This window comes from Pseudomonas sp. TAA207 (assembly GCF_001529285.1).
In the GTDB taxonomy this organism is placed as follows: domain Bacteria; phylum Pseudomonadota; class Gammaproteobacteria; order Pseudomonadales; family Pseudomonadaceae; genus Aquipseudomonas; species Aquipseudomonas weihenstephanensis.
In genome coordinates this window covers 118,717-135,645 of record NZ_LLWJ01000071.1, presented here as the reverse complement: position 1 = coordinate 135,645, position 16,929 = coordinate 118,717, and the positions used below count along the sequence as shown (strand labels likewise).

Genomic DNA, 16,929 nt, shown 5'->3' with positions numbered 1-16,929 from the left:
TGACATGGAGGAATGCCGTTATGGCCCTGGCTCACAATCTTGGTTTCCCACGCATCGGCGCGGATCGCGAACTGAAAAAAGCCCTTGAAGCCTACTGGAAAGGCGATATCGATCAAGCCGCACTTAACGCCGTGGGCCGTGAATTGCGCGCCAAACACTGGCAACTGCAAAAAGATGCAGGCATTGACCTTGTGCCGGTCGGCGACTTCGCCTGGTACGACCAGGTGTTGACCCATTCGCTGACGTTTGGCGCGATTCCAGAACGCTTTTCCAGCACCCTCGATGACGAAGGCCGCCCGACCCTGGATACCTTGTTTGCCATGGCCCGTGGCGCGAGCCAGAGCTGCTGCGGCGGCGGCGAGCACAGCAAAGGCCAGTATGCTCAGGAACTGACCAAGTGGTTTGACACCAACTACCACTACCTCGTGCCGGAATTGAGCCTTGATCAGCGTTTTGAACTGAGCTGGAACGAACTGTTTGAAGAGACTGCTGAGGCGCTTGCACTGGGGCATCGGGTCAAGCCGGTCATCATCGGCCCGCTGACTTACCTGTGGCTGGGCAAAGCCAAAGGCGATGAGTTCAACAAACTCGACCTGCTGGAAAACTTGCTGCCGGTGTACGGTGAAATCCTGACCCGCTTGGCCGAACAAGGCGTTGAGTGGGTACAGATTGACGAGCCGATTCTGTCACTCGACTTACCGCAAGAATGGAAAAACGCCTTCGAGCGTGCGTACCACATCCTTCAGTACTCGCCGCTTAAAAAGTTGGTTGCCACGTATTTCAGTGGCCTGGAAGACAACCTCGGCCTGGCGGTCAGCTTGCCGGTTGAAGGGCTGCATGTAGACCTGGTGCGTGCGCCAGACCAATTGAACGCGATTCTGGATCGTTTGCCGACCTATAAAGTGTTGTCGCTGGGCCTGGTGAACGGCCGTAACGTATGGCGTTGCGACCTGGAAAACGCGCTGGCGCAACTGCAACAAGCCGAAGAGCGTTTTGGTGACAACCTGTGGGTCGCGGGTTCGTGCTCATTGCTGCACAGCCCGGTGGACCTGGACCGCGAAACCAAACTCGATGCCGAACTGAAAAGCTGGCTGGCGTTCGCTAAACAAAAATGTGGCGAGATAGCTGTTTTGCGTGATGCGTTGAATAAACCGCAAGACGCCAGCGTGCAAAAAGCCCTGGCCGAAAGTCGGGCCGTGCAAGAAAGCCGCGCCAAGTCGCCGCGTATTCACAAGCCCGCCGTCCAAGCGCGCCTTGCCGCGATTAGCGAGGCGGATAGCCAGCGTCATTCGCCGTTTGCTGCACGCATTGAAGTACAGCGGGCGCGCTTGAATTTGCCAGCCTTTCCGACCACCACCATCGGTTCATTCCCGCAAACCGCTTCTATTCGTCTGGCGCGCCAGTCCTACAAGCAAGGCAAATTGTCGGTCAGTGAATACACCGAAGCCATGCACAGTGAAATTCGTAATGCAGTAGAGACACAAGAACGTCTGGGGCTGGATGTCTTGGTACACGGCGAGGCCGAGCGCAACGACATGGTGGAGTACTTTGCCGAGCAACTGGATGGCTATGTATTCACCCAATATGGCTGGGTGCAAAGCTACGGTTCGCGGTGTGTGAAACCGGCGATCATCTTCGGCGACCTGAGTCGTCCGAAAGCCATGACCGTGGAATGGATCAAATACGCCCAAGGCCTGACCGACAAAGTCATGAAGGGCATGCTGACCGGGCCGGTGACTATGCTGATGTGGTCCTTCCCGCGCGAAGATGTGTCGCGCAAGGAGCAGGCGCAACAGTTGGCATTGGCCATTCGTGACGAAGTGGTCGACCTGGAAAAAGCCGGGATCAAAATTGTGCAAATCGACGAAGCGGCATTCCGTGAGGGCTTACCGCTGCGCCGTGCGCAGTGGCAGGAGTACCTGGATTGGGCGGTCGAAGCGTTCCGTCTGTGTGCCTCGGGCGTGGGGGATCAAACCCAGATTCACACCCACATGTGCTACAGCGAGTTCAACGATGTGATCAAGTCGATTGCCGAGATGGACGCTGACGTCATCACGATTGAGACTTCCCGTTCGGACATGGAATTGCTGGACGCCTTTGAAGCGTTCGACTACCCGAACGACATTGGCCCAGGGGTGTATGACATCCATTCGCCGCGGGTGCCGGACACGGCCGAAATGGTCAAGTTGCTGAGCAAGGCTGCGCAGCGTATCCCGGCGCAGCGGCTGTGGGTGAACCCGGACTGCGGCCTCAAAACCCGCGCCTGGGCCGAGACGGAAGCCGCGTTGATCAACATGGTGGCCGCAGCACGTCAGTTGCGCGCCGAGGTGGCTTAAGGCCGCCGTCATGCAGGCTCTGACGCAGGCAGTCATCTTTTGATCTTTAAATCAATAGATCGCAGCCTGCATCAGCGCCTACAGGGTGTGGTTAGCGCACGATTTTTTCGACATGGATATCGAGTTTTTTCAGGCGATACCAAAAGCTTCGTTCTGAAATGCCGATGAGCTGCGCCGCCGCCGCTTGCACGCCGTTGGCCTGTTGCAACGCCGCGAGAATGTAGGCCTTTTCAACCTCGGCCAACGCCGCTTCCAGATCCGGTGGCACGCTGGGGCCAGACTCCAGCACGCCACATTGTTGATGGGGTTGTGCGCTAAACAAATACGGCGGCAGGTCGCTGTCTTCAATGGTGCTGCTGGTGGCCACAATAGTGGCGCGCTCGACGCAATTTTGCAGCTCGCGGATGTTGCCCGGCCAGTTGTATTCGGCCATGGCCTGCAAGGCATCTGGACTGAACCCGGTGATACGTTTACCTGCCGTTGCCCCCAGGTTATGCGCAAAGTGCCGCGCCAGCGGTGCGATGTCTTCTATGCGCTCGCGCAAGGCGGGCAGTTGGATCGGGAACACATTCAAACGGTAATACAAGTCTTCGCGAAACTCCTTGTTGGCGACCGCTTCGAGCAGGTTTTTATGGGTGGCTGCAATCACCCGGACATCCACCTTGCGCTCACGCGGATCACCCACGGGTTCGATCACACGCTCTTGCAGGGCACGCAAAATCTTTGCCTGCAACGCCAGTGGCATATCGCCGACTTCATCGAGGAACAACGTGCCCTTGTCAGCCTGCATGAAGCGTCCTACACGGTCGGTGACCGCGCCGGTGAATGCGCCTTTGCGATGGCCAAACATCTCGCTTTCCAGCAGCCCTTCAGGAATGGCCGCACAGTTAACCGCGACAAACGGTTTGTCGGCGCGACTGCCATGTTTGTGAATGGCGCGTGCCACCATCTCTTTGCCCGTGCCGCTTTCGCCGGTGAGCAAAATCGTCGCGCTACTGTCGCGTACTGAGTCAATGGCCTGCAACACACGGCGAAAGCTGGGGCTGTCGCCAATCAGGTTGTCGAAGGGCTGGTGTTGGTCCAGTTCGGCCCGCATGCGTGCGTTGTCACGCAGGATGTCGCGAAATTGCAGGGCTTTGTGGACAGTAATGTCCAGCTCGTCGATGTCGAAGGGCTTGGCGATGTAGTCATAGGCGCCGTTGCGCATGGACTGCACGGCATTTTTTACCGTGCTGTAGGCGGTCATCACGATCACCGGCAGGTGCGAATAACGTTGTTTGACTTCGGCCAGCAGTTGCGGCCCGTCCATGCCCGGCATGCGCCAATCGCTGATGACCAGGTCGATGTCTTCTTGCTCCAGAATGGCCAGTGCTTGTACCCCGTTGCTCGCTGTGAACACGTGCACGTCATTCTGGCTGAGCGCTGAGCTGAGCAGGTCACACAACTTCGGTTCGTCGTCCACCACCAGCACGTTATGACTCATGCCTCATCCCCTCCATGTGACGGAATGTACAGATTGAAGGTGGCACCTGCGCCCTTGTCGCTGACGCACTCGATGCGTGCGTCGTGGCTGTCCATGATCGAGAAAACCTTGGCCAGCCCCAAGCCTGTGCCTGAGGCTTTGGTGGTCACAAAAGGGGTGAAGATGCGTTCTATCATGTCAGGCGCGATCCCTTCGCCGCTGTCGGCAATGCTGATGACGGTGTAATCGTCTTTCTGGTCAATGCCTACGCTGAGCTGCCCGCCTTCAGGCATGGCGTCGATGGCGTTGATGATCAAGTTCAGGAACGCCTGTTTCAACTGCCGTGCATCGGCATACAAGGTGGCACCGGGTGCTTGGTCATAGATGTGCGCATCTATGTGGTGGCTTTCAAGTTCCGGTTTGCAAAAGCCCAGAATGTCTTTAACCAGAGGGCGTGCGGCTTGAGTTGAGCGTACGGGTGCACTGGGTTTGGCGAAATCGAGAAAGTCGGTGATCAGGTCATTGATGCGCGTGACTTCACTGACCACGTATTCGAGATGGCGTTTGTCGGTTTCCCCCAGGTCGGCGCGGCGGTGCAGCAATTGGGTGGCGGTTTTGATAATGCCCAATGGGTTGCGGATTTCGTGGGCCAGGCCCATGGCCACCTCGCCAAGGGCATGCAGGCGATCCCGTCGACGCAGTTGCGCCTCAAGGTGATGCAGCTCGCCCAAACGCAATGTCATGTGGTTGAAGGTACTGCTCAATTCGGCCAGTTCGTCATGCCCGGAAACGTCCACCCGTTGGTCGTAATCCCCGGCGGTGACCGCGCGCACGCCTTCAGAAAGTGCTCGCAAAGGCCGCGTCAGGTGCTCGGACACCTGCCAGCCAACGGTCAACGAGAGCATCGAACCCAGCAGGAAAATCAGCACAAACAGGTTGGGTTGGTTCACCAGTCCAACCAAATTGGTGTTGCACAACAAACCGCTGTAGATCACGCCTTGCAGCTCGCCCGTGTCATTAATGATCGGCCAGTACAAGCCGCAATAACGGTTCGTGAACTGCTCACTGGGCAACTTGGTATCGCGCAGTTTTTGCTCGATTGCATTGGGTACTGTGGGCTGTCTATCTTCAAAACGCTGGCTGGAGAATATTTCAGCGAAGCCTTTTGGGGTATGCAGATAAAGACGCAGGTCCAGAGAGTGCACCTCTGCCACGCTGATCAGAAAACTGCTGTCGATGTTGGTCGCCACCAGTAGTTGATAGTCCACGCCGTCCTGGCGGGCCGGAAAAGTCGACACTACTGTGCCGGTCGTGACATCGCCTACGTTAATCGTTTGCAATACCGCGTTGGGTGACAGGCTGATCTGCTTGACGATGTTGTCGCTTGCGGTGCTAAACACCACTTTATGGTCGCTGTCACGTATCAGCGCGACAACGTCGATACCCATGGCGTCAGCGATGTCGGCGGTGAGTCGATCATGGCGAATGGCTTTACTGCTGGAAGGCGGGTGGGTGTATTGCAAAAAAAGCTTTGCCGCTCTGGCGTTGTCTTGCAGGGTTTCGCTGATTTCGTCCTTGACGATTTTGGTCGATTCTTGAAGCCATACACGCACGTTGCTGTCGAAAATGTGCGACAAGGTGGTCGCGGCCAGTTCCGAGGCGATCATGGTCGGAATAACACTGACTAGCCAAAAGGCCAGCACCAGTTTGCGCTGCACCGTCCAGCGCGAAACTTTGAACGGAGGTGGCGTGTGCGCGGAGTGGGGAGAGGTCGACATTAATACTCGCTTATCGAAGCGGTCATGGCGGTCGGAGCGGGTAACCCCCGCTCATGTCGTGGCGTTATTCAAGGGCCTGAGAATACTCGCGAAATTCAGCGCCGGTAAGCGCCCTGATCGAAGTTGGTTGTCAGGCTAAGCGACCCCGGCTTATAGGACACGGGGTAAGCCTGTGAGGGGTTCAGGAGCCATTCTTCACGTCAGGCCCCCTGTAAGAGCGGGTCTTGGACCTTCGTTTCGAGACTGTTTTGTTTCACAAAGGCATTACTTAACTCGATCACGCGCGGGTATTGCAGGTCGACGGTGATCATGTGGTAACAGTTATCGAGCAGCACTTTGGTCACGGGACCGCCCAAGTGGCGTTCAACATAATCGGCGTTCCAGCGGCTGGTGATGTCGTCTTCGCTGGCATGGATCACCAGTGTCGGTGTCATTACGCCAGGCATTTTGCGTTTGACCGCTGCAATTAACCGGCGAAGTTCGCGCACGCTCACACCTGACATGCTTAAAAGCCCGGCGTTATTGCTGTCGCCTGCTTTCATCTGCCGCTCTACGATGGCCCGCAAACGTGGATTCTTGATCCCATAGGGTGGCTTTTCGTCGAAGCTACACAGGTGTACGCCAAAAGGAACCATCATCAGCAGCGGGACAAGTACGGCGGCCTTTGGGATGTTCCAGCCGTCATAACGCAGGGTCGTGGAGTACAGCAGCAGGCCCGCGATTTGCCCTGGATGTTCGGCTGCCATGTACATCGACATCACGGCGCCCATCGACAGCCCGCCGACAAACACCTGTGAGTGCTTTTGCCTGATCCCGGCAAAGGTTTTGCGCGCACTTTCATACCAGTCTTGCCAGCCGGTGGCCTGCAAGTATGCGTTATCGGCGCAATGCCCGGCCAAGGTGGGCACGTACACCGTGCAGCCAGCCTTGGCCAGGCCCACGGCCACCCGACGCAACTCCGTCGGGGTGCCGGTAAGGCCGTGGATCAACAACACCGCGACCTCACCTGTGCCGAGAACGAAACCGGCGTCGCCTTCGCCCAGATCGATCTCTGGCGGGTTCACCGTTTCATGGCCCGGTGCAGAAGGCGGTCGAGCAGGGCGATGCCCAAGTCGATTTCTGCGTAGCTGATTTCCAGCGACGGTGCCAGGGTGATTACGTTTTTGTAGTAACCGCCCACGTCCAGAATCAAACCCAGCCGCTTGCCGTCGATTTCGATGTCGCCTTTCATGCCTTCTTCGACCATGAAGTCCAGCGTCGCCTTGTCCGGTGTGAAGCCATCCGGGCCGCAGATCTCGCAGCGCAGGGCCAAGCCCAGGCCGTCCACGTCGCCGATGATCGGGTAACGCTTTTGCAGGTCTTGCAGGCCGGCCAGGAAATATTTGCCTTTGGCCATGACCATCGCGCCGTAATCGACTTCGCTGGTCATTTTGAACATTTCAAGGCCCACCGCGGTGCCCAGCGGGTTCGAGGCGAAGGTGGAGTGGGTCGATCCTGGCGGGAAGACCGTCGGGTTGATCAGCTCCTCGCGTGCCCAGATGCCACCCAGCGGGTTGAGGCCGTTGGTCAATGCCTTGCCGAATACGATCACGTCGGGTTTGACGTCAAAGTGTTCAATCGACCACAGCTTGCCGGTGCGCCAGAAACCCATCTGGATTTCGTCCACTACCATCAAAATGCCGTGCTGATCGAGTACCTGCTTGAGTTCGCTGTAGAAATTCATCGGCGGAATGACATAGCCGCCAGTGCCCTGGATCGGCTCGACGTAAAACGCCGCGTATTCACTTTGGCCGACTTTTGGGTCCCATACGCCGTTGTACTCGGTCTCGAACAAGCGGGCGAATTGCTGCACGCAATGGCTGCCATATTCTTCCTTGGTCATGCCTTTTGGCCCACGGAAGTGGTACGGGAACGGAATGAAGTTGGCGCGTTCGCCGAAATGCCCGTAACGGCGGCGGTAGCGGTAGCTCGACGTAATAGACGACGCGCCGAGGGTGCGGCCGTGATACCCGCCTTCGAAGGCAAACATCAGGCTTTTGCCGTTGCTGGCGTTGCGTACTACTTTGAGCGAGTCTTCGATGGACTGCGAGCCACCCACGTTGAAGTGCACACGCCCGTCGAGGCCGAACTTGTTCTTGGCGTCGACAGCGATGCACTCTGACAGCTCGATCTTGCCTTTGTGCAGGTATTGGCTGGCGATCTGCGGCAGCGTGTCGATCTGCTGTTTCAGCGCGTTGTTCAGGCGTGGGTTGGAGTAACCGAAGTTAACCGCCGAATACCACATTTGCAGATCGAGGTAGGCTTGGTCTTCGGTGTCCCATACGTAGGAACCTTCGCAGCGGCTGAAAATACGCGGCGGTTCAATGTAGTGAACGGTATCGCCGTACGAGCAGTATTTGGCTTCTTTATCCAGAAGGATCTGGTCTTCAGGGGTGGCGATTCGGATATCAGACATGGTTGAAGAGTTCCTGCTGTTCACGAGAAAAGTGGAGGGTGTTGGCAGCATTGCTGGGCAGTTTTGCGAGTAACGCTGGAAGATCTGCGAATGTGTCGAAACGTGCGTAAGGAATGCCGTTGTCCTCGCAGTGTTTGGCCAGACTGTCTTTGGCGAACACAAAGTCGGCAGTCGCGGCCACGCACATGTCGGAGCGGCCATCACCAATCACCAGCACGCGTTTGCCGCTGGGTGTGGACTTGCACTTGCAGTTGCCCGAGGCGGCACGGCAAGCATCGCTGGAGTGAGGGAAGTCGATACGCCAGCGGTTTTGGTCCATTTGGCGCAGGCGATTGGCGAGTATTGGCAGCAAGGTGACGTAGTTACGCGCCAGGATCCGCGCGATGGCTTGTTCGATGCCGTCGCTGACCACTTCAATGGACGCCCCGAGGCTGATCACGTGATCGACGAAATCCGGAAAGTGCGGGTCGATGTCAACGCTGTCGAAATAGGCCAGCAATTGGGCTGGAGAGGCTTGGACCAACGACAGTTGACGTCTCAGGCATTCACGTGAGCCGATCTCGCCTTTCAGCCATTGGTCTTCGATCGCTTCCCAGCTCGCGTCGGCGAAGCGTTGAAGAATGTTATCGATGACGTCGGTGCCCGTAATGGTTCCGTCGAAATCGCACACGATATGCCATTGCATCATCAGCATTGTCCTGTTGGAAGGGGCGCACGTTGCGCTGCCACAGGGCAATTGCACTGATTGTGCCAAGTTGAAAAAGCCCGGCAGGCCGGGGCTTTGACCAGCCAATAGCAAAAAATAAGACGCCAGAGCTACAATTTTTGTAGCTCGCTACAAACAACATCAGTGCTTGCGCTGAACAGGCAATAAAAGGATTGATGCGCGCATGAATCACAGGGATACCTTGAGATGAAGGCGCCACTATCGGTTGTTTTGCTGTTCGTATTGTTGAGCGCCACTGTAGGTGCGCGTGCCGCTGACGACCTGAGGGGTGAAATCGGCGTGGGGGTCGGCTATCAGCCCTACGACCCAAGCGCCAGTCGCTACGAGACTGTTCCGTTACCGTATTTCGATGTGGATTGGGGGAATGTCAGTCTGGACACTGACGATGGCCTGACCTGGAGTGTCTTCAAGGCACAGGGGTGGAGTGCAGGGCCGTTCGTTAACTACGTGTCGGGGCGCAACGCCAATGGCTCATTACGTGGCTTGCGTGATGTATCAGGCATGGCTCAACTCGGCGGTTTTGTGCAATACAGCCCGGCCGAGTTCTGGCGGGTGTACGCGCAAGTGGGGCAAGCCGTGGGGGGCGCAAGCGGGCAAGGCGGGGTGTTGGGCAAGTTCGGCGGCGAGCTGGGTTATCCGCTGGGGCTGGGGGTCATTGGTAGCAGCCAGTTGGCGGCCCACTTCGCGGACGGGCGCCAGACTTCGACGTTTTTTGGTGTGAGTGCCAGTGAAGCGCAAGCGTCAGGGATTTCGGGGTACAAGGCCAGTGGCGGGTTTCAACAGATCAGCCTGACGCAGAGGTTATCGTTTCCTTTGGCCCAACATTGGTCTTGGGTGACCAGTGCAAGCTGGACCCGCTTGATCGGCTCGGCGGCTGACAGCAGCATGGTCAAGGCCTTGGGTGATGTGAATCAGGGCGCGGTGCAGACGGCGCTGAGCTACAGGTTTTAAGCGGCCTTACGTGGAAGGTTAGTGCAAGCGCACCCACACACTGACCAGCACGGTGGCGGCCATTAACCAGGCCACAGCGGCCAGCGCCAGCGAGGCTTCAAGGCGCATGCGGTCTACCAGCAGGTAGAGCGCGGCAAGATACACAAAGTAAGGAATGATCGACCACATACCGAAAACGATGGTGGTTTTAAGATCGTCGAGGGAGCGCCCTTTGCCGACGATGTAATGCGCAATCAGCGCAAACGTTGGAAACAGCGGCACCAGCCCTGCGATGTAGTAGTTTTTGGTTTTTGCCAGCATGGCCAAAATGATGACCACCCCAGCCCCGAGCGCCGCTTTTAAAATCAGATCCATTAGTGAGCCAAACCGTATTTTTTAACTTTATCGAACAGTGTGGTCTTGGCCATGCCCAGCTCCTGGCTGGCTTGGGTCAGGTTGCCACCGCTGCGCTGCAAGGCGTCGTTGAGCAGGTTGCGCTCGAACGCTTCCACCGCTTCGGAGAAGCCCAGGCCTTGCGCCACGTTATTGCCGGTTTTTTTGAACGCGGGCAGGCCAAGGGCAAACCGCTCGGCCACGTTGCGCAGCTCTCGCACGTTGCCCGGCCAGTCGTGGCTCATCAGGGTCGACAAGGTCTGGTTGTCCAGCTCGGGCGCCGTGCGGTCGAAGCGAAGGGAGGACTGCTGCAAGAAATGCTCAAACAATTGCAAGATGTCTTCGCGCCGCTCGCGCAAGGGCGGCAGTTCGAGCGTGACCACGTTCAAGCGATAGTAAAGGTCGCTACGAAATTGATTGGCTTTGCTCAGGTGGTCAAGGTCGGATTTGGTGGCCGCAATGACTCGGCAATCCACGTCGATGCTGTGGTTGGAACCCAGGCGTTCCAGCGTGCGTTCTTGCAGTACCCGCAGCAGCTTGATTTGTAAATTGAGCGGCATGCTTTCGACTTCATCAAGAAACAGCGTCCCGCCGTCGGCGTGCTCAATCTTGCCGATGCGCCGTTTGCCTGCGCCGGTAAACGCGTTGGCTTCGTGACCGAAAATTTCACTTTCAAACAGGTTTTCGGGCAAGCCCCCGCAGTTAAGCGCGACAAACTGCTGAGGCTGGCGCCGACTGAAGTCATGCAGGCAACGTGCGACTAACTCTTTGCCCGTGCCGGTTTCGCCTTCAATCAATACGTTGGCAGACGTATCGGCAACGTTGGCGATCAATTCGCGCAAGTGCTGCATGGCTGGAGAGCGGCCGATGATGCGCCCTTCAAGCGAATCGCGTTCAGCCAATTGTCGGCGCAATGACCAGACTTCGCGTGCCAGGCTGCGCTGTTCAAGTGCCCGGCGCGCGGCGTCTACCAGACGTTCCGGTGAAAAGGGTTTCTCCATGAAGTCATAGGCACCGTCCCGCATGGCCCCGACAGCCATTGAAATGTCACCGTGGCCGGTAATCAGTACCACTGGCAGGCTGGCGTCGCGAGCCTTGAGGCGTTTAAGCAGTTCCAGGCCATCAATGCCCGGCAGGCGGATGTCGCTGATGACGATACCGGGGAAGTTGTCGCCCACCAGGGCGAGCGCCTGCTCGGCACTGCTGACACCCTCGCTGCGGATGTCTTCGAGCGCCAGGGCCTGTTGGCAACCGAGCAACACATGGGGGTCGTCTTCAACGATGAGGACGCTCAACTCGTGGTTCATATCTGATCGACCTTAGCGGGTTGCACCAACGGTATTAAGAGGACAAACGCAGCACCACCGCTGGCCGGGAATTCGACGCTGAGGTTGCCGCCGGCGGCTGCGGCAAGGCTGGCAGACAATGTCAGGCCCAGGCCAAGCCCTTGTTCACCGGGTTTGGTGGTGAAGAACGGTTCAAACAGATGCTTGCGGGTTTCGGGGTCAATGCCGGGACCGTTGTCGCGCACTTGCAGGCGGTATTTTCCTTCCTGTAAATGCCCCTCAAGCCACACCTGTGGCGCAGCGGTCTGGCCCTGCATGGCGTCCAGTGCGTTACCGATCAGGTTGACCAGTATTTGTTCAAGGCGGGTTTGGTCAATTTTCAGCTCGGCGTCGCTGAAGTCTCGATGCAGGCGCGCACCGCAGGCTTCCAGCCGGTTGGCCAGCAGTTGCAGGGCCGCGTCGACCGCATGATTGAGGTTGGCCTGGCCGTGATCATCGCCGCGGCGGGCAAATGAGCGCAGGTTGGCGGTGATGCGCCCCATGCGGTCCACCAGCTTGTTGATGGTGCCAAGATTGTCCGCCGCCACTTTCAAATCGCCCCGCTCAAGAAAGCGCACGGTATTGCCTGAAAGCGTGCGCAAGGCTGCCAATGGCTGATTCAGTTCGTGAGCGATGCTGGTGGACATTTGCCCGATGGCGGCCAGTTTGCCAGCTTGCACCAGTTCGTCTTGAGCGCGGCGCAACGTGTCTTCTGTTTGCCTACGTTCACGAATCTGCCCTTTGAGGCGTTCATTGCTGGCGCGCAGGTGAGTGGTGCGTTCGGTGATTTTGCGTTCTAACTGGTTATTGGCCTCTTGCAGGGCCTCGCGTGCGGCCAGTCGGGTGGCGATGACTTTGCGCCGCTCGTTCCAGGCAATCAGCAAAAAAGCCAGCAACGCAAAAGCAACGGCCACCAGCATGCCTTGGTTGGCGGCTTCGCGGCGCAGGTCCTGTAAGGGAGAGAGCAGGGTGATGTCCCACGGCGTGTCGTTTAGCTTGCGGGTTTGCGCCAGATAACTCACTTGATCGTGATCGGTAATGACTTCGCTGTTGGTGGCGAAAGTGACTTTCTCGACCCCTTCGGCCAAGTGCTCGCGGTCCAGGGGTTGCAGCTCATTGAGCGGCCACCAGTAATACTGAAGGCTGCGCGCCAGCTTCTCTTTGATGTCGGGGGTCAAAGGGCGCACAGACTTCAGGCGTCGGGAGGGATCGCTGGACAGGATAATGATGCCGTTCTCATCGCTGACATAGGCTTCCAGGCGGGCGCGTTGCCAGCGTTCTTCCAGCGCTTCGAGACGCACTTTGATGACTGCGACGCCGATGATTTTGCCTTGCTCTTCCAGGCCGTGTGCCAAGTAGTAGCCGGGTTCGCCGCTGGTACTGCCAATGCCGTAAAACCGGCCGGGCTGCCCGCGTACCGCGTCTTGAAAATAGGCGCGAAAGGACAGGTCTTCACCCAGATAACTGTCGGCGTCACGCCAATTGCTGGTGGCCAGCACGCGCCCTGTGGTGTCGAGCACATAAATGGCGCGGCTGCGACTACGCCGATTCAGCCCTTCGAGGTATTGATTGACCGTGGTGCGGTGTTGCAGATTCGGGTCGCCCAACAGCTTTGAGACGCTGGACTCCAGTTCCAGCAGGCTGGGCAGGTAGGTGTATTTGCCCAGTTCACTCTCAACCGTGCGTGCATGCAGCTCCAACTGGCGTTCACCGCTTTCGCTCAGGTTGCGAATGCCGAAGTGTTCGCTGACGCGATAGCCCGCGTATCCCAGGCCGATTGTCAGCAGGATGATCAAGGGCGGCAACAGCAAATGGCGAAGCAGACGAGGTTTCACGGCAAGTGAGGGCGGGGCACCGCGATAAAGTGTGGGGTCGCATTTCATCACAGATGCCTTGGGTCAACCACTGCGCAATGGCCGTTGATCAATGGTTTCCTGTAGGCGCGAGCAGGTTCGCGCCTACAGGTGATGGCTGTTGCTTAGTGCTGCAAGATTTTGCTGAGGAAGTCCTGGGCGCGCTGTGAACGGGCGCTTACGTCGCCGAAAAACTCTTCTTTTTCGCAGTCTTCGACGATTTTTCCCTGGTCCATGAAGATCACGCGGTTAGCCACTTTGCGTGCAAAACCCATTTCGTGGGTTACGCACATCATGGTCATGCCTTCGTGAGCCAATTGCACCATCACGTCGAGCACTTCGTTAACCATCTCAGGGTCGAGGGCCGAAGTAGGCTCATCGAACAGCATGACGATCGGGTCCATCGCCAACGCACGGGCAATGGCCACGCGCTGTTGCTGACCGCCCGAAAGCTGGCCCGGATGCTTGTGGGCGTGCGCCGACAGCCCTACACGCTCCAGCAGTTCCAGGCCCTTTTTGGTGGCTTCGGCTTTGCTGCGGCCCAGCACCTTGACCTGCGCAATGGTCAGGTTTTCGGTGATGGTCATGTGCGGGAACAGCTCAAAGTGCTGAAACACCATGCCCACGCGCGAGCGCAGTTTTGGCAGGTTGGTCTTGGGGTCGGCAATCGAGGTGCCGTCGACCACGATGTCGCCTTTTTGGAACGGTTCGAGGGCGTTGACGCACTTGATCAGGGTTGATTTGCCGGAGCCGGACGGCCCACAGACCACCACCACTTCACCCTTTTTGACTTCAGTACTGCAATCGGTCAGTACCTGAAAGTCCCCGTACCACTTGTTGATGTTCTTGATCGAAATCATACGGCAAACCTTTTTTGCAGACGCTTGACCAGCAGCGAGGCGGAAAAGCTGATGATGAAATACACCAGACCGGCGAAGATCAGGAACTCATTGGAGCGGCCGATGATATCGCCACTTGAGCGTGAAGCATTGAGGAAATCCACAAGCCCTACGGTGTAAACCAGCGAGGTGTCCTGGAACAGAATGATGCTTTGTTGCAGCAGCAACGGGGTCATTTTGCGAAAGGCCTGGGGCAGGATGATCAGGCGCATGGCCTGGCCGTAACTCATGCCCAGCGCTTTGGCTGCACCCATCTGGCCTTTGGGGATGGCTTGAACGCCTGCGCGCACGATCTCGCAGAAGTAGGCCGCTTCGAACATGACAAAAGCCACCATGCACGACTCAAAGGCTCCGATGGGAGTGTCTTCGCCGGTGATCCAGCGCAACACGAACGGCACTGCCAGGTAGAACCAGGTGATGACCAGCAGCAGTGGAATCGAGCGGAAGTAGTTCACGTAAGCTCCGGCCAGGTTGGCCATCCACTTGCTCGATGACAAACGCATCAGTGCCAGTACAGTGCCCAGGGCCACGCCGCCAATCACGCCCAAAACCATGAGCTTCAAGGTCATGATCATGCCGTTCCACAGGCCCGGCAGGGCAGGGACAATCCCGCTGAAATCGAAGAAGTCCATTATTTGCCCCCCAGAGACATCAGGCCGGGTACAGCGACTTTCTTCTCGATCAGGCGCATCAGCAGCATCAGGCTCATGTTCAAGGTGAAGTAGATCAGCGTGGCCAGGGTGAAGGCTTCAAACAGGTTGGCGGAAAACTCGGCCGTCTGTTTGGTTTGCGCCAGCAGCTCCATCAAGCCGATCAATGACGCCACCGACGAGTTCTTGAATACGTTGAGGAACTCAGAGGTGAGGGGCGGAATGATGATGCGGTAGGCTTGAGGCAGCAGCACGTTCCAGTAGATTTGCGCCATGCTGAAACCCATTGCACGGGCAGCGGATTCCTGACCGCGCGGCAACGCTTCAATACCGGTGCGTACCTGTTCGCAGACACGGGCGGCAGTAAACAGCCCCAGACACACCACAACGCTCAGGTAGGCGGAGGTGGTCGGGTTGAGGTCTTGCTTGTACCACTCCTGCAAGTTTGGTGGCAGTAGATCGGGTACCAGGAAGTACCAGATAAACAACTGCACCAGCAGCGGTACGTTACGGAAAATTTCCACGTAAACCGTGGCGATGCCTGCGATAAAACGGTTCGGCAGTGTGCGCATAACGCCCAGCAGCGAGCCCAATATCAGCGCAACAATCCAGGCAACGACAGCGATCGCGATGGTCCAGCCCAAGCCCGAAATAAACCAGTCGAGATATGTCTCGCTGCCTACGCCGGTGGACTTGAAGAACACGGTCCAGTCCCAGTTGTAATTCATGCAGGGTCTCCCCTCAGTTGGTTCTATAAACACGCACTTGCTTCAGGGAATCCGTTCACACCTGACACGATCGTCAGGCACACACTCCCCGCTCGACAACCAGCGGGTCGAGTGCTTTCTCATGCAGTCAGTAGCGAGTACAGCAGGTGATCCAAGCATCCCGAGTGCGATCGTTCACACTCGGGAGTCAATACAGGCCGCTATCAGATTTTGACTTCTGGCGCTGGTTTGTCGTTTGGATTGGCGATCAGCTCTTTGACCTTGTCGCTCATCGGGAACATGAGGTTCAGGCCTTTAGGCGGGATTGGCGATTCGAACCACTTGGCGTAGGACTTGTTGACGTCGCCGGACTTGTAGTACGCAACGATGGCGTCATCCACTGCTTTTTTGAAATCCGGGTCGCCTTTGCGCACCATGCACGCGTAGATTTCATACGACTGTGGCGTGCCTGTTACGGCCCAGTCAGTTGGCTTCTTGGCTTTGGCCATTTCACCGGCCAGCAGGGCGTCGTCCATCATGAATGCAACAGCGCGGCCCGACTCCAGCATGTTGAAGGCTTCGCCGTGGTCTTTGGCCGAGATCACGTTCATGCCCATTTGCTTGTCGGCGTTCATGGACTTGAGGATGCGCTCGGACGTTGTACCCGCGGTGGTCACGACGTTCTTGCCTTTGAGATCAGCGAAATCTTTGTAGGTCGAGTCCTTTTTGGACAGCAGACGGGTACCGATTTCGAAGATGCCGACCGAGAAGTCGACTTGCTGAGCGCGCTCTGCGTTGTTGGTGGTGGAGCCACATTCAACGTCAACAGTGCCGTTTTGTACCAGCGGGATACGGGTCTGGGAGGTGACCAGGTTGTACTTGACCTTCAGCTCTGGCATGTCGAGTTGCTTTTTCAGCCCTTCAACGATTGCCAGTTGCACATCGTGGGAGTAGCCAACCGGTTTGCCGGAAGCGTCCGCGATGTAAGAGAACGGGATGGAGGAGTCACGATGCCCGAGGGTGATGGTGCCGGATTCTTTGATTTTCTTCAGTGTGCCGGTCAATTCGGCAGCAAAAACTGGAGTGCTAATCAGAGCGGCAGCAATAGCTGCGGCCAAAAGTTGCGGAACGATGCGCATCGGTGTTTCCTCGACATTGTTTTTTTTATTGAGCCAGTTCACTGGACCCTTTATGTACTTCGAGCCACTCAACAGGCTAACGCTGTTTAAGCAGTCGGCCCTGAGTGTAGAGCATGAGTCGTGCCAGACTTTAAAAATAACTTTAAGTCTTTGTTTTATATCGGTTTATTTGTTTTTGGAGTGCAGAGGAAAAGCCCCTGTCGCCCGGAAAGCCGAATAGGCATGGGCAAGGCTGTTCGGAAATCCGAATGGAGGGAGGGCACAAGGCCACCTCT

Annotated in this window: 14 protein-coding genes; 2 read left to right on the top strand and 12 right to left on the bottom strand. The window is 57.2% G+C overall.

Going from position 1 to position 16,929, the window contains the following annotated elements; translation table 11 throughout:
- Positions 1–20: 20 nt before the first annotated feature.
- On the top strand, positions 21–2,336 hold the full coding sequence (metE, locus tag AP059_RS18805; protein ID WP_059764927.1) for a 5-methyltetrahydropteroyltriglutamate--homocysteine S-methyltransferase: 2,316 nt from the start codon (positions 21–23) through the stop codon (positions 2,334–2,336).
- A 91-nt stretch (positions 2,337–2,427) separates the two neighbouring features.
- On the opposite strand, the gene AP059_RS18800 is transcribed toward metE, so the two are convergent.
- From AP059_RS18800 to AP059_RS18780, 5 genes are all read right to left on the bottom strand, one after another.
- The gene (locus tag AP059_RS18800; protein WP_059764925.1) at positions 2,428–3,819 is read right to left on the bottom strand and encodes a sigma-54-dependent transcriptional regulator; all 1,392 of its coding nucleotides are present in this window, start codon (positions 3,817–3,819) and stop codon (positions 2,428–2,430) included.
- Positions 3,816–5,576, bottom strand: a complete 1,761-nt coding sequence (locus tag AP059_RS18795; protein WP_059764923.1) for a sensor histidine kinase — start codon at positions 5,574–5,576, stop codon at positions 3,816–3,818. Before AP059_RS18795 ends, AP059_RS18800 begins: the two co-directional genes overlap by 4 nt.
- Positions 5,577–5,776: 200 nt before the next feature.
- Positions 5,777–6,640 (bottom strand): alpha/beta hydrolase, encoded by an 864-nt coding sequence (locus AP059_RS18790; RefSeq protein WP_059764921.1) that lies wholly within the window; start codon positions 6,638–6,640, stop codon positions 5,777–5,779.
- Entirely contained in the window at positions 6,637–8,031 is a 1,395-nt protein-coding gene (locus AP059_RS18785) for an aspartate aminotransferase family protein (RefSeq protein WP_048362668.1), read from the bottom strand. The genes AP059_RS18790 and AP059_RS18785 overlap by 4 nt, the downstream gene beginning before the upstream one ends.
- Positions 8,024–8,719 (bottom strand): MtnX-like HAD-IB family phosphatase, encoded by a 696-nt coding sequence (locus AP059_RS18780; RefSeq protein ID WP_059764919.1) that lies wholly within the window; start codon positions 8,717–8,719, stop codon positions 8,024–8,026. Before AP059_RS18780 ends, AP059_RS18785 begins: the two co-directional genes overlap by 8 nt.
- A gap of 225 nt (positions 8,720–8,944) precedes the next feature.
- On the opposite strand from AP059_RS18780, the gene AP059_RS18775 reads away from it, so the two are divergent.
- Complete coding sequence (locus AP059_RS18775) at positions 8,945–9,709, top strand: MipA/OmpV family protein (protein ID WP_059764917.1); 765 nt, start codon at positions 8,945–8,947, stop codon at positions 9,707–9,709.
- Positions 9,710–9,727: 18 nt separating this feature from the next.
- On the opposite strand, the gene AP059_RS18770 is transcribed toward AP059_RS18775, so the two are convergent.
- The 7 genes from AP059_RS18770 to AP059_RS18740 all read right to left on the bottom strand — a co-directional run bounded on the left by AP059_RS18770 (position 9,728) and on the right by AP059_RS18740 (position 16,654).
- Positions 9,728–10,054, bottom strand: a complete 327-nt coding sequence (locus AP059_RS18770; RefSeq protein WP_173426992.1) for a GlpM family protein — start codon at positions 10,052–10,054, stop codon at positions 9,728–9,730.
- An 8-nt stretch (positions 10,055–10,062) separates the two neighbouring features.
- Complete coding sequence (locus AP059_RS18765; protein ID WP_059764915.1) at positions 10,063–11,388, bottom strand: sigma-54-dependent transcriptional regulator; 1,326 nt, start codon at positions 11,386–11,388, stop codon at positions 10,063–10,065.
- On the bottom strand, positions 11,385–13,289 hold the full coding sequence (locus AP059_RS18760) for a sensor histidine kinase (RefSeq protein ID WP_059764913.1): 1,905 nt from the start codon (positions 13,287–13,289) through the stop codon (positions 11,385–11,387). The genes AP059_RS18765 and AP059_RS18760 overlap by 4 nt, the downstream gene beginning before the upstream one ends.
- A gap of 95 nt (positions 13,290–13,384) precedes the next feature.
- Positions 13,385–14,119, bottom strand: coding sequence for an amino acid ABC transporter ATP-binding protein (locus AP059_RS18755; protein ID WP_048362674.1), 735 nt, complete (start codon positions 14,117–14,119; stop codon positions 13,385–13,387).
- Positions 14,116–14,790, bottom strand: a complete 675-nt coding sequence (locus AP059_RS18750; RefSeq protein ID WP_048362675.1) for an amino acid ABC transporter permease — start codon at positions 14,788–14,790, stop codon at positions 14,116–14,118. Before AP059_RS18750 ends, AP059_RS18755 begins: the two co-directional genes overlap by 4 nt.
- Positions 14,790–15,536: an amino acid ABC transporter permease gene (locus tag AP059_RS18745; RefSeq protein WP_059764911.1), complete on the bottom strand. Its 747-nt coding sequence runs from the start codon at positions 15,534–15,536 to the stop codon at positions 14,790–14,792. Before AP059_RS18745 ends, AP059_RS18750 begins: the two co-directional genes overlap by 1 nt.
- A 203-nt stretch (positions 15,537–15,739) precedes the next feature.
- Positions 15,740–16,654, bottom strand: a complete 915-nt coding sequence (locus AP059_RS18740; RefSeq protein ID WP_048401111.1) for a glutamate/aspartate ABC transporter substrate-binding protein — start codon at positions 16,652–16,654, stop codon at positions 15,740–15,742.
- Positions 16,655–16,929: the final 275 nt, after the last annotated feature.